The sequence below is a fragment of the Escherichia sp. E1130 genome (genome assembly GCF_005781065.1).
Lineage (GTDB): Bacteria > Pseudomonadota > Gammaproteobacteria > Enterobacterales > Enterobacteriaceae > Escherichia.
This window is the reverse complement of sequence record NZ_VATL01000016.1, coordinates 250120-273249: the sequence shown is the minus strand read 5'-3', so window position 1 is coordinate 273249 and position 23130 is coordinate 250120. Positions and strand designations below refer to the sequence as shown.

Annotated in this window: 22 protein-coding genes; 8 read left to right on the top strand and 14 right to left on the bottom strand. The window is 51.6% G+C overall.

Going from position 1 to position 23130, the window contains the following annotated elements:
- Positions 1-136 precede the first annotated feature (136 nt).
- Genes potA through potD form a run of 4 tightly spaced genes read left to right on the top strand, consistent with a single transcriptional unit; the run spans position 137 to position 3948 of the window.
- Positions 137-1273, top strand: a complete 1137-nt coding sequence (gene potA / locus FEK66_RS16785; RefSeq protein ID WP_130205581.1) for a spermidine/putrescine ABC transporter ATP-binding protein PotA — start codon at positions 137-139, stop codon at positions 1271-1273.
- Positions 1257-2114, top strand: a complete 858-nt coding sequence (potB, locus tag FEK66_RS16780) for a spermidine/putrescine ABC transporter permease PotB (RefSeq protein WP_060773672.1) — start codon at positions 1257-1259, stop codon at positions 2112-2114. Before potA ends, potB begins: the two co-directional genes overlap by 17 nt.
- Positions 2111-2905 (top strand): spermidine/putrescine ABC transporter permease PotC, encoded by a 795-nt coding sequence (potC, locus tag FEK66_RS16775; RefSeq protein WP_000580316.1) that lies wholly within the window; start codon positions 2111-2113, stop codon positions 2903-2905. The genes potB and potC overlap by 4 nt, the downstream gene beginning before the upstream one ends.
- The gene (potD, locus tag FEK66_RS16770; protein ID WP_130205579.1) at positions 2902-3948 is read left to right on the top strand and encodes a spermidine/putrescine ABC transporter substrate-binding protein PotD; all 1047 of its coding nucleotides are present in this window, start codon (positions 2902-2904) and stop codon (positions 3946-3948) included. Before potC ends, potD begins: the two co-directional genes overlap by 4 nt.
- Before the next feature lie 241 nt (positions 3949-4189).
- On the opposite strand, the gene cobB is transcribed toward potD, so the two are convergent.
- Genes cobB through lolC form a run of 5 tightly spaced genes read right to left on the bottom strand, consistent with a single transcriptional unit; the run spans position 4190 to position 9104 of the window.
- Complete coding sequence (gene cobB, locus FEK66_RS16765; RefSeq protein ID WP_096938882.1) at positions 4190-5011, bottom strand: Sir2 family NAD+-dependent deacetylase; 822 nt, start codon at positions 5009-5011, stop codon at positions 4190-4192.
- A gap of 15 nt (positions 5012-5026) precedes the next feature.
- Positions 5027-5938, bottom strand: coding sequence for an N-acetylglucosamine kinase (gene nagK, locus FEK66_RS16760; protein ID WP_135493748.1), 912 nt, complete (start codon positions 5936-5938; stop codon positions 5027-5029).
- Between the two features lie 28 nt (positions 5939-5966).
- The gene (gene lolE / locus FEK66_RS16755; protein WP_042003467.1) at positions 5967-7211 is read right to left on the bottom strand and encodes a lipoprotein-releasing ABC transporter permease subunit LolE; all 1245 of its coding nucleotides are present in this window, start codon (positions 7209-7211) and stop codon (positions 5967-5969) included.
- Entirely contained in the window at positions 7211-7912 is a 702-nt protein-coding gene (gene lolD / locus FEK66_RS16750) for a lipoprotein-releasing ABC transporter ATP-binding protein LolD (RefSeq protein WP_001033692.1), read from the bottom strand. Before lolD ends, lolE begins: the two co-directional genes overlap by 1 nt.
- Positions 7905-9104 carry a lipoprotein-releasing ABC transporter permease subunit LolC gene (gene lolC / locus FEK66_RS16745; RefSeq protein ID WP_097123823.1) on the bottom strand — a complete coding sequence of 400 codons (1200 nt, stop codon included), beginning with the start codon at positions 9102-9104 and terminating at the stop codon, positions 7905-7907. The genes lolD and lolC overlap by 8 nt, the downstream gene beginning before the upstream one ends.
- A gap of 261 nt (positions 9105-9365) precedes the next feature.
- Here lolC and FEK66_RS16740 point away from each other — a divergent pair, with 261 nt between their 5' ends.
- The 3 genes from FEK66_RS16740 (at position 9366) to ldtC (ending at position 15117) form a co-directional block, all read left to right on the top strand.
- Positions 9366-10436, top strand: coding sequence for an acyltransferase family protein (locus tag FEK66_RS16740; protein ID WP_135493746.1), 1071 nt, complete (start codon positions 9366-9368; stop codon positions 10434-10436).
- Between the two features lie 127 nt (positions 10437-10563).
- Complete coding sequence (gene mfd, locus FEK66_RS16735) at positions 10564-14010, top strand: transcription-repair coupling factor (protein ID WP_131162240.1); 3447 nt, start codon at positions 10564-10566, stop codon at positions 14008-14010.
- A gap of 144 nt (positions 14011-14154) precedes the next feature.
- Positions 14155-15117, top strand: coding sequence for a L,D-transpeptidase LdtC (gene ldtC / locus FEK66_RS16730; protein ID WP_165383267.1), 963 nt, complete (start codon positions 14155-14157; stop codon positions 15115-15117).
- Between the two features lie 81 nt (positions 15118-15198).
- Here the strand turns inward: ldtC and bhsA are convergent, their stop codons facing one another.
- Complete coding sequence (gene bhsA / locus FEK66_RS16725; RefSeq protein ID WP_000800147.1) at positions 15199-15456, bottom strand: multiple stress resistance protein BhsA; 258 nt, start codon at positions 15454-15456, stop codon at positions 15199-15201.
- Positions 15457-15696: 240 nt separating this feature from the next.
- Between bhsA and comR the strand changes: the two genes are divergently transcribed.
- Complete coding sequence (gene comR, locus FEK66_RS16720) at positions 15697-16329, top strand: TetR family copper-responsive transcriptional repressor ComR (RefSeq protein WP_130205569.1); 633 nt, start codon at positions 15697-15699, stop codon at positions 16327-16329.
- A gap of 61 nt (positions 16330-16390) precedes the next feature.
- Here comR and FEK66_RS16715 read toward each other — a convergent pair whose 3' ends face one another.
- The 8 genes from FEK66_RS16715 to hinT form a co-directional block, all read right to left on the bottom strand.
- Positions 16391-16930: a glycine zipper 2TM domain-containing protein gene (locus FEK66_RS16715; RefSeq protein WP_064528599.1), complete on the bottom strand. Its 540-nt coding sequence runs from the start codon at positions 16928-16930 to the stop codon at positions 16391-16393.
- Between the two features lie 209 nt (positions 16931-17139).
- Positions 17140-18444: an NADH-quinone dehydrogenase gene (ndh, locus tag FEK66_RS16710; RefSeq protein ID WP_064528597.1), complete on the bottom strand. Its 1305-nt coding sequence runs from the start codon at positions 18442-18444 to the stop codon at positions 17140-17142.
- Between the two features lie 397 nt (positions 18445-18841).
- Positions 18842-19384: an alpha/beta hydrolase YcfP gene (ycfP, locus tag FEK66_RS16705; protein ID WP_075331716.1), complete on the bottom strand. Its 543-nt coding sequence runs from the start codon at positions 19382-19384 to the stop codon at positions 18842-18844.
- A gap of 22 nt (positions 19385-19406) precedes the next feature.
- Positions 19407-20432 (bottom strand): beta-N-acetylhexosaminidase, encoded by a 1026-nt coding sequence (gene nagZ / locus FEK66_RS16700; RefSeq protein WP_130205563.1) that lies wholly within the window; start codon positions 20430-20432, stop codon positions 19407-19409.
- 10 nt (positions 20433-20442) lie between these two features.
- Positions 20443-21267, bottom strand: a complete 825-nt coding sequence (gene thiK / locus FEK66_RS16695) for a thiamine kinase (RefSeq protein ID WP_135409840.1) — start codon at positions 21265-21267, stop codon at positions 20443-20445.
- Positions 21248-21889 (bottom strand): penicillin-binding protein activator LpoB, encoded by a 642-nt coding sequence (gene lpoB / locus FEK66_RS16690; protein ID WP_135493744.1) that lies wholly within the window; start codon positions 21887-21889, stop codon positions 21248-21250. Before lpoB ends, thiK begins: the two co-directional genes overlap by 20 nt.
- Positions 21890-21902: 13 nt before the next feature.
- Complete coding sequence (locus FEK66_RS16685) at positions 21903-22280, bottom strand: YcfL family protein (protein ID WP_130205557.1); 378 nt, start codon at positions 22278-22280, stop codon at positions 21903-21905.
- Between the two features lie 2 nt (positions 22281-22282).
- Positions 22283-22642, bottom strand: a complete 360-nt coding sequence (gene hinT / locus FEK66_RS16680; protein WP_054445830.1) for a purine nucleoside phosphoramidase — start codon at positions 22640-22642, stop codon at positions 22283-22285.
- Positions 22643-23130: the final 488 nt, after the last annotated feature.

The window sequence follows — 23130 nt, the reverse complement described above, 5'->3', positions numbered from 1 at the left end:
AATATAAAGCTAAGCCAGTAATTCACAACAAGGATTGGCGATCCAAGTAGTTTGCCGTAGAATTACGGCCCTCTTTAAGAGTCACCAAGGTGGTTAACCACAAACCCCGCTTCGGTAAGCCATCCGTTGCGTTTACATGGGACAGAGTAAAAAATTGAATAAACAACCGAGTTCGCTTTCACCGCTGGTGCAATTGGCGGGAATTCGCAAATGCTTTGATGGTAAAGAGGTCATTCCCCAGCTGGATCTGACTATCAACAATGGCGAGTTCCTCACGCTGCTTGGCCCTTCTGGCTGCGGTAAAACAACCGTTCTTCGCCTGATTGCGGGTCTGGAAACTGTTGATTCTGGACGCATCATGCTGGATAACGAGGACATCACCCACGTTCCGGCGGAAAACCGCTATGTGAACACCGTTTTCCAAAGCTACGCGCTATTCCCCCACATGACCGTATTCGAAAATGTGGCCTTTGGTTTGCGTATGCAAAAAACCCCTGCTGCTGAAATTACGCCTCGCGTGATGGAAGCTTTGCGGATGGTGCAACTGGAAAGCTTCGCTCAACGCAAACCGCATCAACTCTCAGGCGGTCAACAGCAACGCGTCGCCATTGCCCGCGCGGTGGTTAACAAGCCTCGCCTGCTGCTGCTTGATGAGTCGCTCTCGGCGCTGGATTACAAACTGCGCAAGCAAATGCAGAACGAGCTGAAAGCGTTACAGCGTAAGCTTGGCATTACCTTCGTCTTTGTCACTCACGATCAGGAAGAAGCACTCACCATGTCAGACAGGATTGTGGTGATGCGCGAGGGTCGTATTGAGCAAGATGGTACGCCGCGCGAAATTTACGAAGAGCCGAAGAATTTATTTGTTGCCGGATTCATTGGCGAAATCAATATGTTCAACGCCACTGTCATCGAACGTCTCGACGAGCAGCGCGTGCGGGCTAACGTTGAAGGTCGCGAGTGTAATATCTACGTTAACTTCGCCGTTGAACCGGGGCAAAAACTGCATGTTCTGCTGCGCCCGGAAGACTTACGTGTTGAAGAGATTAACGACGACAACCATGCTGAAGGGCTGATTGGTTACGTTCGCGAGCGTAACTACAAAGGCATGACGCTGGAGTCGGTTGTTGAACTGGAAAATGGCAAGATGGTGATGGTCAGCGAATTCTTCAATGAAGACGATCCTGACTTTGACCACTCTCTCGACCAAAAAATGGCCATTAATTGGGTAGAAAGCTGGGAGGTCGTACTGGCTGATGAAGAACACAAGTAAGTTCCAGAATGTAGTGATTGTCACTATTGTCGGTTGGCTTGTGTTGTTTGTCTTTCTGCCCAACCTGATGATCATTGGCACCAGCTTTTTGACCCGCGACGACGCCAGTTTCGTCAAAATGGTCTTTACGCTGGAAAACTACGCACGTCTGCTCGATCCGCTCTATTTTGAAGTGCTATTGCACTCGCTGAATATGGCGCTGATCGCCACCCTCGCCTGCCTGGTTCTGGGCTATCCGTTTGCCTGGTTTCTGGCGAAGCTGCCGCACAAGGTGCGTCCGCTGCTACTTTTTCTGCTGATTGTTCCCTTCTGGACCAACTCATTGATTCGCATCTACGGGCTGAAAATTTTCCTCAGCACCAAAGGCTATCTCAACGAGTTTTTGCTCTGGCTGGGCGTTATCGACACACCAATTCGTATCATGTTCACGCCCAGTGCGGTGATTATCGGTCTGGTTTACATTCTGCTGCCGTTTATGGTGATGCCGCTGTACTCCAGTATCGAAAAACTGGATAAGCCGTTGCTGGAGGCGGCGCGCGATCTCGGTGCCAGCAAGTTGCAGACTTTTATCCGCATCATTATTCCACTGACGATGCCGGGGATTATTGCCGGATGTCTGCTGGTGATGCTGCCAGCGATGGGCCTGTTCTATGTGTCCGACCTGATGGGCGGTGCGAAAAACCTGCTGATCGGTAACGTCATCAAGGTCCAGTTCCTTAATATTCGTGACTGGCCGTTTGGTGCAGCTACCAGCATTACGCTGACTATCGTAATGGGCCTGATGTTGCTGGTTTACTGGCGCGCTTCTCGTTTGCTGAATAAGAAGGTGGAACTCGAATGATCGGTCGACTGCTTCGCGGCGGTTTTATGACCGCTATCTACGCGTACCTGTATATCCCAATCATTATTTTGATTGTGAACTCCTTCAACAGCTCGCGCTTTGGCATCAACTGGCAGGGTTTTACCACCAAATGGTATAGCCTGCTGATGAACAACGACAGTCTGTTACAGGCAGCGCAGCATTCACTGACGATGGCGGTGTTTTCGGCGACGTTTGCCACGCTTATCGGTTCACTGACGGCCGTTGCGCTGTACCGCTATCGCTTTCGCGGTAAGCCGTTCGTTAGCGGAATGCTGTTTGTGGTGATGATGTCGCCAGATATCGTGATGGCAATTTCTCTGCTGGTGCTGTTTATGCTGCTGGGTATTCAGCTTGGCTTCTGGTCGCTGCTGTTCTCGCATATCACCTTCTGCCTACCGTTTGTGGTGGTGACGGTGTATTCGCGCCTGAAAGGTTTTGACGTGCGAATGCTGGAAGCGGCGAAAGATCTCGGTGCCAGTGAATTTACCATTCTGCGGAAAATCATCCTGCCACTGGCAATGCCAGCGGTGGCGGCGGGCTGGGTGTTAAGCTTTACCCTGTCGATGGACGATGTGGTAGTTTCTTCGTTCGTCACCGGCCCAAGCTATGAAATTCTGCCGTTAAAAATTTATTCGATGGTCAAAGTCGGCGTATCGCCGGAAGTTAACGCGCTGGCAACCATATTACTGGTGCTGTCGCTGGTGATGGTTATTGCCAGCCAGCTTATTGCTCGTGATAAAACGAAAGGTAACACAGGGGACGTTAAATGAAAAAATGGTCACGCCACCTGCTCGCGGCGGGTGCTCTGGCACTGGGCATGAGCGCCGCTCACGCTGATGACAACAACACACTGTATTTCTACAACTGGACCGAGTACGTGCCGCCTGGACTGCTTGAACAGTTCACCAAAGAAACCGGTATTAAGGTTATCTATTCGACTTACGAGTCGAACGAAACCATGTACGCCAAGCTGAAAACGTACAAAGACGGTGCCTATGACCTGGTGGTTCCTTCAACCTATTACGTTGATAAAATGCGTAAAGAAGGGATGATCCAGAAGATCGACAAGTCGAAGTTAACAAACTTTGGCAACCTCGATCCAGAGATGCTCAACAAGCCGTTTGATCCGAATAACGACTACTCCATTCCGTATATCTGGGGTGCGACGGCGATTGGCGTTAACGGTGATGCGGTGGATCCGAAATCTGTCACCAGCTGGGCCGATCTGTGGAAGCCTGAGTACAAAGGCAGCCTGCTGCTGACCGACGATGCCCGTGAAGTGTTCCAGATGGCGCTGCGTAAGCTGGGCTACTCCGGTAACACCACCGATCCGAAAGAGATTGAAGCTGCGTATAACGAGCTGAAAAAACTGATGCCAAACGTCGCGGCGTTTAACTCCGATAACCCGGCAAACCCGTACATGGAAGGCGAAGTTAACCTCGGCATGATCTGGAACGGCTCTGCTTTCGTTGCTCGCCAGGCGGGTACGCCAATTGACGTGGTGTGGCCGAAAGAAGGCGGCATTTTCTGGATGGACAGCCTGGCGATTCCGGCAAATGCCAAAAACAAAGAAGGCGCGCTGAAACTGATCAACTTCCTGCTGCGCCCGGATGTGGCAAAACAGGTTGCCGAAACTATCGGTTATCCAACGCCAAACCTCGCCGCGCGCAAACTGTTAAGTCCGGAAATAGCGAACGACAAGACGCTCTACCCGGATGCTGAAACCATTAAAAATGGCGAATGGCAGAGTGACGTTGGCCCAGCCAGCAGCATTTATGAAGAGTATTATCAGAAGCTGAAAGCAGGACGTTAATTCAGCAAGCGGGCGGTGGTATTACCGCCCGTTTTTTATTTAGCAAGGAAGTGACTAATGAGTCAGGAATAATGTATCGCTGCTATAGACGAGTTAAAGGAAAAGAGGCCGGAAAAGTGCGCGTGTATTGTGCCGAATGCGGTGAGAACGCCTTATCCGGCCTACAAACCCCACAAATTCAATTAATTGTGGTCCGCTCGTAGGCCTGATAAGCGTAGCGCATCAGCCAATTACTCCTGATTTATAATCCCTTCAGCAACTTCTCAACAAACTCTGGTACCACCTGGCTTGCCGGGCCGTAATATTTCTCGGCAAATTCATTACCGACCTGACTCGGTTCGAGATTGAGTTCAACCGTATGCGCGCCATGCAGCTTCGCTTCGTGAACAAACCCAGCCGCCGGATAAACATGCCCGGATGTGCCAATAGCAATGAAAATGTCGGCCATCGACAACGCCATATAAATTTCATCCATGCCGAGTGGCATTTCGCCAAACCACACTACGTGTGGGCGCAGCGGAGCCGGGAACTGGCAGCAATGACATTTGTCTTCTGGCGTGACGTCTCCGGTCCAGTCGAGAACCTGACCGCTTTGCGAACAACGTACTTTCAGCAATTCCCCATGCATATGAATCACATTGGTATTACCTGCGCGTTCATGCAGATTATCGATATTCTGCGTCACCAGCAAAAAGCGATCGCCGAGGGCGTCTTGCAGTTTAGCCAGAGCAAGATGCGCAGCGTTAGGCTGAATTTCTGGCTGCTGTAGTTGACGGCGACGGGCGTTATAAAACGCTTGCACCAGTTCAGGATCGCGATCAAAACCTTCCGGTGTAGCCACATCTTCAACCCGATGTTCTTCCCACAGGCCATCTGCTGCGCGAAAGGTACGAATACCTGATTCCGCAGAAATTCCTGCCCCTGTCAGTACGAGTACTCTTGGTTTTTCCATTGCTTCCGGCACCACTTTATCTCTGAAAAAAATACGCTGACGCAAACGCTCGTGCAGGCGGCGTTTATTTTTACGAAAACGACTTAACCGATGACCCCGACGCGACAACATAGCAACCTCTGTTGATTAATCGGTTAGATGTAGGAAGGCCGCACCACGCATTCCTCCTGCATCCCCGTGACGCGCGCGTTCAATGCGCGGAACACGAGCTACAGGTAAGAGATGACGAGGCAGCCTGTCCGCCAGTTGTGTTGTGATTGCCGGGAAATTCGATAAGCCACCGCCAATGACCAGCAAATCAGGGTCAACAATGGTCAGGATATTTCCCAGACAAACCGCTAATAAATCCAGATAACGCTCAACGTGCGCCCTTGCCTGCTCATCGCCTTGCTCATAAAGCGCAATAATTTCGGGAGCCTGCAACGGTTGATGATAATAGTGTTGATACAGCCACGCAAAACCGCGACCAGACAGATAATTTTCAATGCAACCGTGCTGACCACAGCCGCAGCGACGTAACGGGAAATCCAGCCCCATCATGGTTAATGCATCGACGGGAAGGCGCATATGCCCAAATTCACCCGTAATATAGCTTTTACCCGTTACCGGTTTACCGTTGAATACCAGTCCACCGCCAACGCCAGTCCCCAGGATCAGTCCCATCACCAGTGGATATTGGGTAAATTCATCGTCCCAGGCTTCAGAAAGGGCAAAGCAGTTGGCGTCGTTATTAAGGCGCACATCGCGTTCAAGGCGGGCGCTCAGATCGGCACGCAGCGGTTTACCACTGGCGGCGGGGACATTGGCGGCATACAGCGTGCCATCTTCTGTTTCCGGCATTCCCGGAATACCGATGCCGACAGAACCTTTACAGCCAAAACGCTGATCGGCTTCAGCCACCAGTTCGCACACTGCATCTAAAAATGCGTTATAGCTGTCACGCGGTGTCGGCACCCGCTTTTCCCACTGCAACTGCCGACCGCTATCAAACACGCCTAGCGCAATTTTCGTTCCACCAATATCAAACCCGTAATACATTGCCGCTCCTTGTTTTAATGTACTGCCTTTACTGGCCGCTAAGGACTCGCGCAGGGTCAATATTACTGGCGCGTCGCGCCGGATACCAACTTGCCAAAAGACTCAGCAACAATGCTGTGACCAGTACGTAGAAGACGTCCAGCCAGTGCAATTCCGATGGCAGGAAGTCAATAAAATAGATATCGCTGGAGAGGAACTGATGACCAATCAGCTTTTCAATCCACTCAATAATCGGGGTAAGTTGCAGTGAAACCACTACGCCGATAATCACACCACAGAGGCTGCCGAACAGACCTGCCAGCAATCCATACCAGACAAAGATGGCGCGAATTAAACCGTCTTTCGCCCCCAGCGTTCTTAATACTGCGATATCGCCACTCTTATCTTTCACCGCCATCACTAACGTGGAGACGATGTTGAAACAGGCCACGCCAATCACCAGTACCATCGCCAGATACATAATGGCGCGGATCATCTGGATATCGCGATACATATAGCCGTAAGTACCAATCCAGCTTTTAATATAAACGTAGCTGTTGGTTACTTCACCCGCGTCACGTACCAGTTTGTTAGCGTTAAAAACATCCGTCATTTTAAGGGCAATGCCTGACACACTGGAACCCATATCAAGATATTGTTGGGCATCCGCCAGCGGGATCATGGCAAAACTGTGATCGAGTTGGCCACTCAACTGCAAAATACCCGCAACGTGCAAACGCACACGTTTCGGCTGCATCAGCTTATGCTCGGGATTCGAGTTTGGGATCATAATCGACACCCAATCGCCCTGCTTCACTTTCAGCGCATCCGCCACGCCTTTGCCGATGATAATTTGCTGTTCGCCCGCTTTAAAATTGTTCCAGGCATCGCCCTGGACAAATGATGGCAGCGCGCTCAGACGCTGTTCCTGTTGCGGATCAACGCCTTTAACCTGCAGAGCGCGCAGATTCGCGCCACTCTCCACCAGCCCGGTGAAATTGATATACGGCGCAGCGGCGGCAATACCCGGCACTTTCTGCACTTTATCCAGTGCTTCCTGCCAGTTAGTCCACGGCTGATCTACCGCCTCAATTTCACCGTGCGGTACCACAGCAAGAATGCGGTTGTTCAGTTCGCGTTCAAAGCCATTCATCGCGCTTAAGCCGACGATCAATACCGCCACGCCAAGTGCAATGCCAATGGTAGAAATGACGGAGATCAGCGACACCATGCCGCCGCGCCGCCGTCCGCGACTAAAACGCAGGCCAATTAATAACGATAAAGGCATCGCCATTACTCCGCCCCCATCAGGCTTAGTTCCGCCGTCAGACGACCATCACGCATCTCCAGTTGGCGGCTCATGCGTTTCGCCAGTTGCAGGTCGTGAGTGACCACCAGGAAGGCGGTGCCCTGCAAGCGATTCAACTCCCCAAGCAACTGGAAGATGCTGTCTGCGTTACGCGCGTCAAGGTTACCGGTAGGTTCATCCGCCAGCACCAGGCGCGGGTTATTGACCAGCGCACGGGCAATCGCCACACGCTGGCGCTCACCGCCGGAAAGCTCTGACGGGCGGTGATTCGCACGATGCTCCAGCCCCACCGCTTTTAACATATCCAGCGCGCGGCTGTTGATTTCAGCGGGCTTTTTCTTGCCAATCAGCAGCGGCATAGCCACGTTTTCCAGGGCGGTAAAATCTGGCAGCAAGTGGTGAAACTGATAAATAAAGCCCAGCTTCTGGTTGCGCAGTTCCGCTTTCGCCGCCGACGACAGTTTGCTCATTGGCTGCCCATTAAAAATCACATCGCCGGAGGTTGGCGTATCCAGCCCGCCTAACAGGTGCAGCAAGGTACTTTTACCAGAACCAGAGCTACCGACGATCGCCATCATTTCACCTTCGCCCACGCTGAAACTGACATTGTGCAGCACATCGGTTTGCACACTGCCTTCCTGATAGCGTTTGCACAGGTTGTCGCATTGCAACAGGATCTTATTCATAACGTAAAGCCTCAGCGGGTTGAGTGGCGGCAGCGCGCCAGGAAGGGTAAAGCGTAGACAACAGCGCGATAGCCATCGCCACCAGCGCAATAACAATGACCTGTAAAGGTTCGATAGCCACCGGCAGCGCTGCGCCATCAAGCAGGACGCCGATTATCGGCATCAGATTATTCAACTGGCTGGCAAGCAGTGCGCCAAGCGCTGCTCCGAGGATTGCACCGATAATCCCGGCGCTGGCCCCTTGCACCATAAAGACCATCATGATTTGTCGCGGAGTTAAGCCTTGCGTTTGCAGGATCGCTACTTCGCCCTGCTTCTCCATCACCATTAGCCCCAGCGAGGTAATAATGTTAAACGCCGCAACGGCGACAATCAGGCTCAGCAGCAAGCCCATCATATTTTTTTCCATGCGTACGGCCTGGAACAGCTCGCCTTTACGGTCACGCCAGTCCTGCCATTTGCTGCCTTCTGGCAGTTTTTGCTGGCTTAAAGAATCCACTTTCAGCGGCTCATCCAGCCACAAACGCCAGCCGGTAATATTGCCTGCCGGATAACGCATCAGACGCGAGGCATCCTCAATGTTCACCAGCATTTCATAGCCATCGACTTCACTGTTGGCGGCGAAAGTGCCGATCACATTGAACAGGCGCTGACTTGGAATACGCCCCATTGGCGTGAACTGGCTGGCAGATGGCACCATCACGCGAATTTGATCACCGCGATTAACGCCCAACTGTGAGGCCAGCTGTTCACCGAGGATGACATTATATTTCCCCGACTCGAGGTCAGTTTGTTTCACATTGACCAGATACGGCGTTAGTGGATCTTTTTGCGCCGGGTCGATACCCAGCATCACCCCGACCGCCACGCTGCGCGCGCTTTGCAGTACCACATCACCGGTAGTGATAGGTGCGACGCGATTAACGCCGTCCAGTTTGACTGCCGTTTCCGGGAGTTGCTGCGGGTTAAGAGAGCCATGCTCAGAAGAGAGAATTGCCTGTGGCATCAGGCCAAGGATGTTGTTTTGCAGCTCGCGCTCAAAGCCGTTCATCACTGACAATACTGTGACCAGCGCCATCACCCCGAGGGTAATGCCGATGGTAGAAAGCCAGGAGACGAAACGACCGAAGCGATCCGCTGCACGCCCACGCATGTAACGCAGGCCAATAAATAGAGCGACAGGTTGGTACATGAAATCCGTCTGGTTGCTGTTAGCAAAGACACGAGTATATAAGCGAAAGCAAGATGGGTAAACGTCTGAACTGTAAGTGATCGTCAGGGCTAATCTGAAAAGTACCAGCAAATCAATCGGCTAAAGGGCCTCATTTTCTCATCGGCCTTGTGGCCTGATCTTTATCTGAAAAATAACCAAATACAGACAGATACGCATTACACCACGCGACTCGCCCCGCAGGATTAACAGCATGTTAAATAAAAAGAGCGTGTTGTCCTGATGAAACAAAAAGAGCTATGGATTAACCAGATCAAAGGGTTATGTATTTGTCTGGTGGTAATTTATCACTCGGTCATTACCTTTTATCCGCATCTGACCACTTTCCAGCATCCGTTATCGGAAGTCCTGAGCAAATGCTGGATCTATTTCAATCTTTACCTTGCGCCCTTTCGTATGCCGGTTTTTTTCTTTATTTCCGGCTACTTGATTCGCCGCTATATCGACAGCGTACCCTGGGGAAATTGTCTCGATAAACGCATCTGGAACATCTTCTGGGTGTTGGCGCTTTGGGGCGTGGTGCAGTGGCTGGCGTTAAGTGCGCTGAACCCGTGGCTGGCGCCTGAGCGCGATTTAAGTAATGCCTCCAATGCTGCTTATGCCGATTCCACCGGCGAATTCCTGCACGGGATGATCACCGCCAGCACCAGCTTGTGGTATCTGTATGCTTTAATTGTCTATTTCGTGATATGTAAAATTTTTAACCGCCTGGCACTGCCGTTATTCGTTCTGTTTGTGCTGATGAGTGTGGCGGTTAATTTCGTTCCCACGCCATGGTGGGGAATGAACAGTGTGATCCGCAATTTGCCTTATTACAGCCTTGGTACATGGTTTGGCGCAACATTAATGACCTGTGTTAAAGAGGTGCCGTTGCGCCGCCATCTGCTGATGGCTTCTTTGCTGGCCGTTCTGGCGGTTGCTGCCTGGTTGTTTAATATCTCGCTGCTGTTGTCGCTGGTATCGATTGTAGTGATCATGAAACTGTTTTATCAGTACGAGCAGCGTTTCGGTATGCGTTCCTCCAGCCTACTGAATGTGATTGGTTCTAACACCATTGCCATCTACACCACCCATCGCATTCTGGTAGAGATATTCAGCTTAAGTCTGATTCCGCAAATGAATGCAGCCCGCTGGTCGCCGCAACTCGAACTAACGCTCCTGCTGGTTTATCCTTTTGTCAGTTTGTTGATTTGTACTGTTGCTGGATTACTGGTGCGAAAATTTTCACAACGCGCATTCAGCGACCTGTTGTTCTCCCCGCCTTCTCTGCCTGCCACCAGTTACTCTCGTTAAGCCATCGCCCCAGCCGGGGCGATTCAATTTGCTAAACCATCTCGATTACGGATAATGAACAGCATTGCTTATCAGAGATAGGCCCCCATATGTTGGGGCATATCCTAACGAGACTCTGACAACCGTTATGCCTGAACAATATCGTTATACGCTGCCCGTCAAAGCGGGTGAGCAGCGTCTGCTGGGCGAGTTAACTGGCGCTGCCTGCGCGACGCTGGTGGCGGAAATTGCCGAACGTCACGCCGGTCCGGTGGTACTCATTGCACCAGATATGCAAAATGCTCTGCGTTTGCATGATGAAATCAGCCAGTTTACCGATCAGATGGTGATGAATCTGGCGGACTGGGAAACACTCCCTTACGACAGTTTTTCGCCTCATCAGGACATTATCTCCTCGCGCCTTTCCACCCTTTACCAGCTACCGACGATGCAGCGTGGCGTACTGATTGTTCCGGTGAATACGCTTATGCAGCGCGTTTGCCCGCACAGTTTTCTCCACGGTCATGCGCTGGTGATGAAAAAAGGTCAGCGCCTGTCACGAGATGCATTACGAACCCAACTGGACAGCGCAGGTTATCGCCATGTTGATCAGGTGATGGAGCACGGCGAATACGCCACGCGCGGCGCGTTGTTGGATCTCTTCCCGATGGGCAGCGAGCTACCTTATCGTCTTGATTTCTTTGATGATGAAATCGACAGCCTGCGTGTATTTGACGTCGATAGCCAGCGCACGCTGGAAGAAGTTGAAGCCATCAACCTGCTGCCCGCACACGAATTCCCGACCGATAAAGCGGCAATTGAACTGTTCCGCAGCCAGTGGCGCGATACCTTCGAAGTGAAGCGCGATCCGGAACATATTTACCAGCAAGTGAGTAAAGGCACATTGCCTGCCGGGATCGAGTACTGGCAGCCGCTATTCTTCAGCGAACCGCTGCCGCCACTGTTCAGTTATTTCCCTGCCAATACATTGCTGGTGAATACTGGCGATCTGGAAAACAGTGCCGAACGTTTCCAGGCTGACACGCTGGCGCGTTTTGAAAGCCGTGGCGTCGATCCAATGCGACCGCTGTTACCGCCACAATCGCTCTGGCTGCGGGTGGACGAGCTCTTTTCAGAGCTGAAAAACTGGCCCCGCGTGCAGCTAAAAGCTGAACATTTACCGACAAAAGCAGCGAATGCCAATTTAGGCTTCGAGAAGCTGCCAGACCTGGCCGTTCAGGCGCAACAAAAAGCGCCGCTGGATGCGCTGCGTAAGTTCCTCGAGTCTTTCGACGGTCCGGTGGTGTTCTCGGTAGAAAGTGAAGGTCGCCGTGAAGCGCTGGGTGAACTGCTCGCGCGAATTAAAATTGCCCCGCAACGCATTATGCGTCTTGATGAAGCCAGCGACCGTGGGCGTTATTTGATGATTGGCGCTGCCGAACATGGTTTTGTCGATACGGTGCGTAATCTGGCGCTGATCTGCGAAAGCGATCTGCTCGGTGAACGCGTTGCCCGCCGTCGTCAGGATTCTCGCCGTGCCATCAACCCCGATACACTGATCCGCAACCTTGCGGAATTGCATATTGGTCAGCCAGTGGTGCATCTGGAGCACGGCGTCGGGCGCTATGCCGGAATGACCACGCTGGAAGCTGGCGGCATTACTGGCGAGTATTTGATGCTCACCTATGCCAACGATGCCAAACTGTATGTTCCGGTGTCGTCACTGCATCTGATTAGCCGTTACGCGGGTGGCGCGGAAGAAAACGCCCCGCTGCATAAACTTGGCGGCGATGCATGGTCACGCGCGCGGCAGAAAGCGGCGGAAAAAGTGCGTGATGTGGCGGCGGAATTGCTGGATATCTACGCGCAACGCGCCGCCAAAGAGGGCTTCGCGTTTAAGCACGATCGTGAGCAATATCAATTGTTCTGCGATAGCTTCCCGTTTGAAACCACGCCGGATCAGGCGCAAGCCATTAATGCTGTGCTTAGCGACATGTGTCAGCCGCTGGCAATGGATCGTCTGGTGTGCGGCGATGTTGGCTTTGGTAAAACAGAAGTCGCGATGCGCGCCGCTTTCCTGGCGGTAGAGAATCACAAGCAGGTGGCGGTGTTGGTGCCAACCACCCTTCTCGCGCAACAGCATTACGACAACTTCCGCGACCGTTTCGCCAACTGGCCGGTACGCATCGAAATGATCTCCCGTTTCCGCAGCGCCAAAGAGCAGACGCAAATCCTTGCGGAAGTGGCGGAAGGGAAAATCGATATTCTGATCGGTACGCACAAACTGCTGCAAAATGACGTCAAGTTTAAAGATTTAGGCTTGCTGATTGTCGATGAAGAACACCGCTTCGGGGTGCGTCATAAAGAGCGCATTAAAGCGATGCGGGCGAACGTGGATATTCTGACGCTTACCGCTACGCCAATCCCACGTACGCTGAATATGGCGATGAGCGGAATGCGTGACCTGTCGATTATCGCCACGCCACCCGCCCGTCGTCTGGCTGTTAAAACGTTTGTCCGCGAGTATGACAGTCTGGTGGTTCGGGAGGCGATTCTGCGTGAAATTTTGCGCGGGGGGCAGGTTTATTATCTCTACAATGATGTGGAAAACATCCAGAAAGCCGCCGAGCGGCTGGCGGAACTGGTGCCAGAAGCGCGGATTGCCATCGGTCACGGGCAGATGCGTGAGCGCGAACTGGAACGGGTGATGAATGATTTCCATCATCAACGTTTCAACGTGCTGGTTTGTACCACCATTATCGAAACCGGAATCGACATCCCTACCGCCAACACCATTATCATTGAACGCGCGGATCACTTCGGTCTGGCGCAGCTGCACCAGTTGCGCGGTCGCGTCGGACGTTCGCATCATCAGGCATATGCATGGCTGCTGACGCCGCATCCGAAAGCGATGACTACCGATGCGCAAAAACGTCTTGAAGCGATTGCCTCGCTGGAAGATCTCGGGGCAGGCTTTGCGCTGGCAACGCACGATCTGGAGATCCGCGGCGCGGGTGAATTGCTTGGCGAAGAACAGAGCGGCTCGATGGAAACCATCGGTTTCTCGCTGTATATGGAGTTGCTGGAAAACGCCGTCGATGCACTGAAAGCCGGACGCGAGCCGTCGCTGGAAGATCTCACCAGCCAGCAAACAGAAGTCGAGCTGCGGATGCCGTCGCTATTGCCAGATGATTTCATCCCTGACGTGAATACGCGTTTGTCGTTCTATAAACGTATTGCCAGCGCCAAAACGGAAAACGAACTGGAAGAGATCAAAGTCGAGCTTATCGATCGCTTCGGCCTGCTGCCGGATCCGGCGCGTACCCTGCTGGATATTGCCCGTCTGCGTCAGCAAGCGCAGAAACTGGGGATCAGGAAGTTGGAAGGTAATGAGAAAGGCGGCGTGATCGAATTTGCCGAGAAGAATCACGTGAATCCAGCCTGGCTGATTGGTTTGCTGCAAAAACAGCCGCAGCATTATCGCCTTGATGGCCCGACGCGCCTGAAGTTTATTCAGGATTTGAGCGAGCGGAAAACGCGTATCGAATGGGTTCGCCAGTTTATGCGTGAACTGGAAGAGAACGCGATCGCTTAATGGTGATATCGGGGGCGTTTCTGCGCCCCCATCTGTAACATTTACAAATTCTTTGCACTTCCCTGCACTATCCGACACTGTCACCATCCATAATTCAGGCTTATCTTTTTATTACAATAACCTTATATTTATTATGGACTTTTGGTGATGATCAAAACGCGTTTTTCTCGCTGGCTAACGTTTTTTACGTTCGCCGCTGCCGTGGCGCTGACGCTACCGGCAAAAGCCAACACCTGGCCGCTCCCGCCAGCGGGCAGTCGTCTGGTTGGCGAAAATAAATTTCATGTGGTGGAAAATGACGGTGGTTCGCTGGAAGCCATCGCCAAAAAATATAACGTCGGCTTTCTCGCTCTGTTACAGGCTAACCCCGGCGTTGATCCTTACGTGCCACGCGCGGGTAGCGTGTTAACGATTCCGTTGCAAACTCTACTACCAGACGCGCCGCGCGAAGGCATTGTGATCAACATTGCGGAGCTGCGTCTCTATTACTACCCGCCGGGTAAAAATTCGGTAACCGTGTATCCAATAGGTATTGGTCAGTTAGGTGGTGACACGCTGACACCGACAATGGTGACCACCGTTTCTGACAAACGTGCAAACCCAACCTGGACGCCAACCGCAAACATCCGCGCCCGTTATAAAGCACAGGGAATTGAGTTGCCTGCGGTAGTTCCTGCTGGACCAGATAACCCAATGGGCCATCATGCGATTCGTCTGGCGGCCTATGGCGGCGTTTATTTGCTTCACGGTACGAACGCCGATTTCGGTATTGGCATGCGGGTAAGTTCTGGCTGTATTCGTCTGCGTGATGACGATATCAAAACACTCTTTAGCCAGGTCACCCCAGGCACCAAAGTGAATATCATCAACACGCCGATAAAAGTCTCTGCCGAACCAAACGGTGCGCGTCTGGTTGAAGTGCATCAGCCGCTGTCAGAGAAGATTGATGACGATCCGCAGCTATTGCCGATTACGCTGAATAGCGCAATGCAATCATTTAAAGATGCAGCACAAACTGATGCTGAAGTGATGCAGCATGTGATGGATGTCCGTTCCGGGATGCCGGTAGATGTGCGCCGCCATCAACTGAGCCCACAATCGCTGTAACTCCCGGATAAAAAAATCCCCGCGGCACAGTATGTCGCGGGGAAAAAAGCAGCAATAGCGGGCATTAATGAGGGTTAATGCTTATTTATAAATGACTGCCGTTCCGTGGAGGGTATTCGGACCGGTTACTGAAGTAATACGGAAAGATTTTGCGCCCATCTCATCCGCTTTTTGTGCCAGCTGTTCTTCCAGCGATCCCAGATTTGTCCCCGCGTTAGCACTAATTGTACCCACTTTTTGTTGGCCTTCTGGTGTTGCCTGAACTTCGACAGCAGCAAAGCTGGCAAATGACATGGAACTTAAAATCGCCGCAGCGATGAGGGTTTTTACGTTTTTCATAATAGTGGCCTTATGCAGGTGAATGGCGTCGCAAGAAATTACTTAACGATCGATAACTAAATGATAGATGTGATCTTGATCACATACAAGAAGTTTTTTATAACAATCATTAATTAAATTAAAAAACTTTAAATTTCAGTTAAATAGAGAGTTTTTATTTTTCTATTTTCTGGACTGGTGAAGGGAGGTGATTATTTTTATAATAACCATTCATTCACAGCCACCAGGTACAATGGCATCATGGCAACAGACTCAACACATTGTGTAAAAAAAAGCCGTGGCCGCCCAAAAGTGTTCGACAGGGACGCCGCGCTTGATAAGGCCATGAAATTGTTCTGGCAGCACGGTTATGAAGCGACTTCCCTTGCGGACCTCGTTGAAGCGACCGGAGCCAAAGCGCCAACGCTCTACGCGGAATTTACCAACAAAGAGGGGTTATTTCGCGCCGTACTCGACCGTTATATCGATCGCTTTGCCGCTAAGCATGAAGCGCAGTTGTTTTGTGAAGAAAAAAGCGTGGAGTCTGCACTGGCGGACTATTTCGCTGCCGTCGCCAGCTGCTTTACCAGCAAAGACACCCCCGCGGGTTGCTTTATGATTAACAACTGCACCACGCTTTCAGCGGATTCGGGCGATATTGCTCATACGGTGAAATCACGTCACGCAATGCAAGAACGCACCTTGCAGCAGTTTTTAAGTCAACGCCAGGCACGCGGGGAAATTCCCGCCCACTGTGACGTAACGCATCTTGCGGAATTTCTTAATTGTATTATTCAGGGGATGTCGATAAGCGCCCGTGAAGGCGCATCGCTGGAAAAACTGATGCTGATTGCCCGGACAACGCTGCGTTTATGGCCTGAACTGGTGAAGTAAGACGCAAAAAAAGCCCCTCAGCCTGAGCGAATGAGGGGCTAAATTGCAGAGTACAGCCTTGTTATACTTTGTTATTCAGAACCAGTTGCCCATTGTTATCTAATGGGATTTGCGTACCCGGATCGCTGTTCATCCGAATTTTGCCCTGCTGATCGCCAATCTTATAGGTCACATCATAACCGAGCATTTTTTCTGACTTGTCATACACCGTTTTACAACGCTGCTGCGTAGTAGTGTAAGTATCGCTTTCCTGGAGAGAGCCCTGGATCTGGTTACCGGCATATCCACCGCCCAGCGCCCCCACAACAGTGGCGACATCTTTACCGCGACCACCACCAAACTGATGCCCTATCACCCCGCCAGCGACGGCCCCGAGGACCGAACCAGCAATGCGGTTTTCATCCTGTACCGGTCGGCGATGGGTCACCGTGACATTGCGGCACTCCTGGCGCGGTGTTTTAACCGTTTCCTTGATTGGGGTTGCAGAAACAACCTGAGCGTATTGCGGGCCACGTTCAAACACGTTCAGACTGGCCACTGCCGCTACGCCAAGCGCAGCCGCTACACCAATCCCGATACCCGCCAACATTGATTTATTCACGGGAACACCTCCTTCTTTGCAGTTATGACAATCATGCAAGCGAAGGGGGAAAGCAGCTATCAGACAGAAGATGAAAAGCGTGGGAATAGCAGGAAAAGCTGAAGGATTCAGAGAAGTCTGAAAGGATACCTGATACGACGCGGCTACCGATCGCACTGTTCCTCAAGGGCGGATGAGGCGTTTACGCCACATCCGCCAGTGTACGCCGATTAATGCAACTTCAAACGCGGACGGATAACGCGGTTGATACTGCCCACCAGCATCATTAATCCGGTTTTAAAGTAGCCATGCAGCGCAATCTGATGCATTCGGTATAGCGAGATGTACACAAAGCGCGCAATTCGTCCTTCAATCATCATTGAACCGCGCGTCAGGTTACCCATCAGGCTACCGACGGTGGAGAAGTTGGACAGCGATACCAACGAACCGTGATCCTTATACTGATAATTTTTCAGCGGTTTACCGTTCATCTGCGCCAGAATGTTGTTCATTGCGCAGGTCGCCATCTGATGTGCGGCCTGAGCACGCGGCGGTACAAAGCCCCCTTCCGGACGCGGGCATGACGCACAGTCACCAATAGCGTAAATGTCTGGATCGCGCGTGGTTTGCAGCGTCGGTTCCACCACCAGTTGGTTGATACGGTTGGTTTCAAGACCACCAATATCTTTCAGGAAATCTGGTGCTTTTATCCCGGCAGCCCACACCATCAGATCGGCCTGAATATATTCACCATCTTTAGTGTGCAAACCGCCTTCATCGGCACTGGTAACCATAGTTTGCGTCAGCACGCGAACGCCCAGTTTCGTTAACTCATTGTGAGCCGCAGCAGAGATACGCGGCGGTAACGCTGGCAAAATTCGCTCTCCCGCTTCCACCAGAGTAACGTTCAGGGCTTCGTTGGTCAGCCCTTTGTAACCGTAACTGTGCAGTTGTTTCACGGCATTGTGCAATTCGGCAGAGAGCTCTACGCCGGTCGCGCCGCCGCCAACAATCGCAATATTCACTTTGCCATTGGCGCCCAGGTTAGCAGAAAACTTCAGGAACAGATTCAGCATCTCCTGATGGAAACGACGTGCCTGATGCGGGTTATCAAGGAAAATGCAGTTCTCTTTTACGCCCGGCGTGTTGAAATCGTTAGAGGTGCTACCCAGCGCCATCACCAGCGTGTCGTAAGCAATTTTCCGCTCTGGAACTAACAATTCACCTTTTTCGTCGCGCAGTTCAGCAATGGTGATTGTTTTCGCTTCACGATCGATATCAACCACAGATCCCAGCTGAAACTGGAAACCATGATTACGCGCATGGGCCAGATAGCTCAGCGCATCAACGCCTTCATCGAGCGATCCGGTCGCCACTTCGTGCAGCAACGGTTTCCACAGGTGGCTGTGGTTACGATCGACCAACGTAATTTTGGCTTTTTTCTTGCGCCCCAGCTTATCTCCAAGCTGTGTTGCCATTTCCAGCCCACCAGCACCGCCGCCGACAATCACAATTTTTTTCAATGGCGTAGTCAACGTGACCCCCTTAAATTTATTAACCAATTGTTAACTAATGGTTATTAACATAGCTCTTAATTAACAACAGGTTACAGCAATGAAAATGTTCTTCGCTATTGAGAATAACATGAATGGTGCATTGGTCATACCAAAATTGATGTTAATCAAGTTTTGTTGCTGAAAAGATAGGCGGCTTTACCTGTTGAGATCAAAAAACAGAGTTTATTGTTTATTATTCGAGCTAATTCAGGAGAGTGATGCGTATATGGAGGGCGTTTGGTAGGCCTGATAAGACGCGAACGGCGTCGCATCAGGCACATTGCCAGTGTCGGATGCGGCGTGAACGCCTTATCCGACCTACAGAATCCGGGGCCGCATCAGGTACCGGCCAGGTTACCTGATGCGACGATGCCAATTAACCGAGGGTTTTGAATGCTTTAATGCGCTGCAAATGCGGAGAGATATTTTTGAATTTGTGTGTCTGCTCTTCGTCCCAGACAATCTCGTAATAATGATGCAACTCTTCAGATGTCCGCTGACTGTTAAGCGCTTCATCGTGACGCGACAAAATCACCAGGCAACGATCGCGATTCTTCTCACGGAAGTTGGTCACACACTTGGTGGCAATATCGGCATACTCTTCCGGGCGATCAATCTTCCCTTCCATGTTCTCATAAGGGAACAAATTGGGATTGAAGATCACCTGGCGAATATCACAGAGAAAACCAATCCGCTCTGCCCAATAACCGCCCAGACCAACACCACAAATGAGCGGGCGCTCGTCGACGTTCAGTTGCAGCATTTTGTCCACTTCTTTGAGCAAATGCTGCATATCATGTTTCGGATGCCGCGTACTGTAGCTTATTAGCCGTACATCCGGGTCAATAAACTGCAATTGTAAGACTTTCTCGTGGTTACCCGGACTGTTAGAGTCAAAACCGTGCAAATAGATAATCATCGCTTCCTCACATAAGCCAGGGTTAATGACCTGCCTTCTCTTCCTGCCAGCGTTCATGTAACTGATTCAGACGGGCGCTGATCTCTTTCCAGCGAGCCGAGTCCATCAGTTCCTGTCGCGAAAATGAACCTTTATGATACAAACGTGTAACACGTTCTGCCTTGATCGGTGACAGATTATCTAACACGCTGACGGCCCCTTTACGATTATTGCAGACCAGGATCATATCGCAACCTGCATCCAGTGATGCCTGTCCACGCTCGGCATAACTGCCCATAATCGCGGCACCTTCCATCGATAAATCGTCAGAGAAAATCACGCCGTCAAACCCCAGCTCCTGACGTAAAACAGTTTTCAGCCAGTGGGGAGAACCGCTCGCCGGACGCGGATCAACATCGCTGTAGATCACATGCGCGGGCATAATGGCATCGAGTTTATTTTCGCAAATTAACGTACTGAAAACCGACATATCTTTGGCACGAATTTCCGCTTGCGGGCGTGGGTCGCACGGCGTCTCTTTGTGTGAATCTGCAGTTACGGCACCGTGACCAGGAAAATGTTTACCGGTGGTTTTCATTCCGGCTTCATGCATCCCATCAATAAACCGACTGGCGATTGCCAGGGCTTTTTCTGGGTCGGCATGATAAGAACGTTCACCAATCGCCGCGCTGATATGTCCTACGTCCAGCACTGGCGCAAAGCTGATATCAATATCCATAGCGATCATTTCGCTGGCCATCAGCCAACCTGCCTCTTGCGCCAGTTTGCCCCCCTCTTCCATTCCTAACAGCGCAGCGAATGATTGCGCTGCCGGTAAGCGGGTAAAACCGTCACGAAAACGCTGCACACGTCCACCTTCCTGATCCACCGCCACCACCAGGTGATTGCGTGAAGCTGCGCGGATCTGGCGTACCAGTTCGCGCAACTGTGCTGGATCATGATAGTTACGTGTAAAGAGAATCAGCCCTCCCACCAGCGGATGCGCAAGTATTTCGCGCTCTTCCGCGTCCAGTTCATAACCTTCAACATCCAACATTACTGGACCCACACTGCTCTCCTTATTGTTTTATTGATAGCTGCCGCCAGGTGTCATTGGCCAGCCTGATAAATTGTTGATCGCCGGTTTGTTGCCAGCGGTACTCAAACCACCCTGCTTTCAGCATCAGTAACCAGGGAAACCAGCGCCTGACCTGATGCCACAAATGCGCCGGATTAATATTTGCCCGCACGGCATAGTCATTAACTAATTGCCGGTGCTGCTCACTATTTTCCACCCACACCGCCGCCAGTTCCAGAGCGATATCGCCATCACCGGCATACTCCCAGTCAATGAGTTTTAGCCCTGACGAGGTATAGACTAAGTTCCCTGCATGAACATCCATATGCAACGGACTTAATCGTAACGGTTGTGGTTCGCGCGCTTTACGCAGACGTTTTAACAGTCGCAACCATCCCGCTGTTCGCCGCGCCGGATCGCTTCGCTGCCAGTACCGTTCCAGTAACGGCAGCAGGGTTATTCGCCAGCCAAAACGCGGTTGTTGATGCAGATAATACAGCAAGCCTGCCAGTTCGTCGGTATCCGGCAATTGCGTTTTTACCTCGCCGGGCAAATAGTCGACCGCCATCCAGCCACGGAGATAGAGACGTGGCTTCGGTGCAAGGTATGCCGGTAATCTTGATAACGCCCGGTACTGGCGCAGAAACACGGACTGCGGCGCATCAGGATCGTGAGTCTGACGCACAACAAAACGCTGATCCTGATGTTCAATGAGAAAACTCCCGCCGCTAAGTCCACTGTTAAACGTCGCGACGGGGTGATACTGCGGGAAATAGCGCGACAATAACTCGTCGCGCGTGATGGGATTATTGTTGCTGAACGGCACCTTTACCTGACCAGATAATTTCGCCCGTCTGCACCAGCATCAACTGCATTTGCAGGGTCGGAGCGTTAACGTTGCCAGAGGCGCTGGAGTACAGCACGTAATGAGCCCCCACGTTGCGAGCAATACCAATGGCTTTACTACGAGTGCCTAAGCTATCCTGCGGCGACAAACCTAACTGCTGCTTGGCCATCGAAAGCTGCTGGGCGGAAACGAGGGTAAATTTACCGTTATTAGCCAGTGCATTGCGCAGCGTTTCTGTCGCTTCCCCGGTATTCAAAGAACCATTGGTGCGGTTATTGACGCTATCAACCAGCAAGACGCTGCCTGCGGTCACGCCATCGGCCCCAAGCATCTTACCGACCATCGGCTGCATTGCGCCATTCCAGTCATAATGACGAATATGCGGCACAGGCGGTGCGGTTTGGTCTTCGTGCTCAATTGGCCCTGGCTGCTCCGGGATCGTCGGCACTGATGGCACTGTGGGTACTGGCTGTTGCGGCTCAGCCGGTTGCTCCGGCGCAGGTTTTACCTCTTCTACCGGTGCGGGTTCACGTGGCCCCACACACCCGGCAAGAAACATCGCCAGCGCGGTGATTAAGGCGTAGCGACTCATTTTTGTCATCAAGATTCACCCCTTACAAATAAAGATAAAGTCTGACTTTGTGCGCTCCAAGAAAATTGGCGCTGCCGTACAGAGTCACCGCTGAACGTGCGGGAATGGTGACGCTGCGCGGCGTTTCCAGAGGGTGCATCTCAAGCCCCCTGGCGTCATACCAGTAAAAACGATAATGAACGGTAACGGGTTCTTGCCTTTCGTTATAAAGCGTCGAGGATGCTGAAGGCTGAATATCAGACGTTGAAAGAACGGGCTTTTCTGCGCTAATGCCCGCTGCCAGCAAAGATGACTCCATCACCAGTGACTGTTCATCATTCACCGGGATTTCCGGATGTGAACGACAACCGACCAGCAATAGCAACGCCAAAGACGCCAGTCCAAAGCATCCTTTTCTCATCGTTACAGGCCTTTATGCGCCAGCATTGGTCCCAACGGACGGCCACCCAGCAGGTGCATATGAATGTGATAGACCTCTTGTCCGCCATGACGGTTGGTATTCATGATCAAACGATAGCCATCTTCGGCAATACCTTCTTGCTCAGCAATTTTTGCCGCTACGGTTATCATGCGTCCCAGCGCCTGCTCATGCTCAGCTGACACGTCGTTCACGGTAGGGATAAGGATATTTGGAATGATCAGAATATGCGTTGGCGCTTGCGGCGAAATATCGCGAAACGCCGTTACCAGCTCATCCTGGTAGACGATATCGGAGGGGATCTCACGACGAATAATTTTGCTGAAAATAGTTTCTTCTGCCACGACATTTTCCTTTTTCAAATTGCCATGCGTTGCGCCATGCTACGCCGCGCCACACTGCGAGTATAGAGTATGGTCGAGTTAAACCTGCTCTTTCAACCTTAAGCCACGATTTATAAGCAAAAAATCGTTTTACTGCCGTATACATCGCCATTATTCCCATTTTTGCCTATGAATGGGCCGAAAACACCTTTTCTCTTTGGTTTAGATAATAACAGGGATATAGGCTACCAGGCCCTTCCTGCTACCACCAGCATTGCTTTGACAGTTTCCTTCCACTGCCGGGCAAAATTGCTATGCGCAGGTGGAACTGTTCGCCTGTTATCAGGCAACCCCAAACGTCTCATTGCTGGAAATAATCTGCTCGACAAAACCTACGATATCAACGTGAAAGGAACTATCGTCCCGGCGCAACACGCAATTTAATGATGACCGGTCTGATTAGCGGCTGTAAAAAAGGCAGCCATTCGGCTGCCTCAGTCTCCCCAACG

Bases quoted from the DNA above. Each gene is read 5' to 3' on its own strand.
- cobB (WP_096938882.1), bottom strand. From the start codon at position 5,011: ATGTTGTCGCGTCGGGGTCATCGGTTAAGTCGTTTTCGTAAAAATAAA.
- potA (WP_130205581.1), top strand. From the start codon at position 137: ATGGGACAGAGTAAAAAATTGAATAAACAACCGAGTTCGCTTTCACCG.
- lpoB (WP_135493744.1), bottom strand. From the start codon at position 21,889: ATGACAAAAATGAGTCGCTACGCCTTAATCACCGCGCTGGCGATGTTT.
- potB (WP_060773672.1), top strand. From the start codon at position 1,257: ATGAAGAACACAAGTAAGTTCCAGAATGTAGTGATTGTCACTATTGTC.
- mfd (WP_131162240.1), top strand. From the start codon at position 10,564: ATGCCTGAACAATATCGTTATACGCTGCCCGTCAAAGCGGGTGAGCAG.
- ycfP (WP_075331716.1), bottom strand. From the start codon at position 19,384: ATGATTATCTATTTGCACGGTTTTGACTCTAACAGTCCGGGTAACCAC.
- FEK66_RS16685 (WP_130205557.1), bottom strand. From the start codon at position 22,280: ATGAGAAAAGGATGCTTTGGACTGGCGTCTTTGGCGTTGCTATTGCTG.
- lolC (WP_097123823.1), bottom strand. From the start codon at position 9,104: ATGTACCAACCTGTCGCTCTATTTATTGGCCTGCGTTACATGCGTGGG.
- lolD (WP_001033692.1), bottom strand. From the start codon at position 7,912: ATGAATAAGATCCTGTTGCAATGCGACAACCTGTGCAAACGCTATCAG.
- potD (WP_130205579.1), top strand. From the start codon at position 2,902: ATGAAAAAATGGTCACGCCACCTGCTCGCGGCGGGTGCTCTGGCACTG.
- comR (WP_130205569.1), top strand. From the start codon at position 15,697: ATGGCAACAGACTCAACACATTGTGTAAAAAAAAGCCGTGGCCGCCCA.
- lolE (WP_042003467.1), bottom strand. From the start codon at position 7,211: ATGGCGATGCCTTTATCGTTATTAATTGGCCTGCGTTTTAGTCGCGGA.
- FEK66_RS16740 (WP_135493746.1), top strand. From the start codon at position 9,366: ATGAAACAAAAAGAGCTATGGATTAACCAGATCAAAGGGTTATGTATT.
- nagK (WP_135493748.1), bottom strand. From the start codon at position 5,938: ATGTATTACGGGTTTGATATTGGTGGAACGAAAATTGCGCTAGGCGTG.
- bhsA (WP_000800147.1), bottom strand. From the start codon at position 15,456: ATGAAAAACGTAAAAACCCTCATCGCTGCGGCGATTTTAAGTTCCATG.
- potC (WP_000580316.1), top strand. From the start codon at position 2,111: ATGATCGGTCGACTGCTTCGCGGCGGTTTTATGACCGCTATCTACGCG.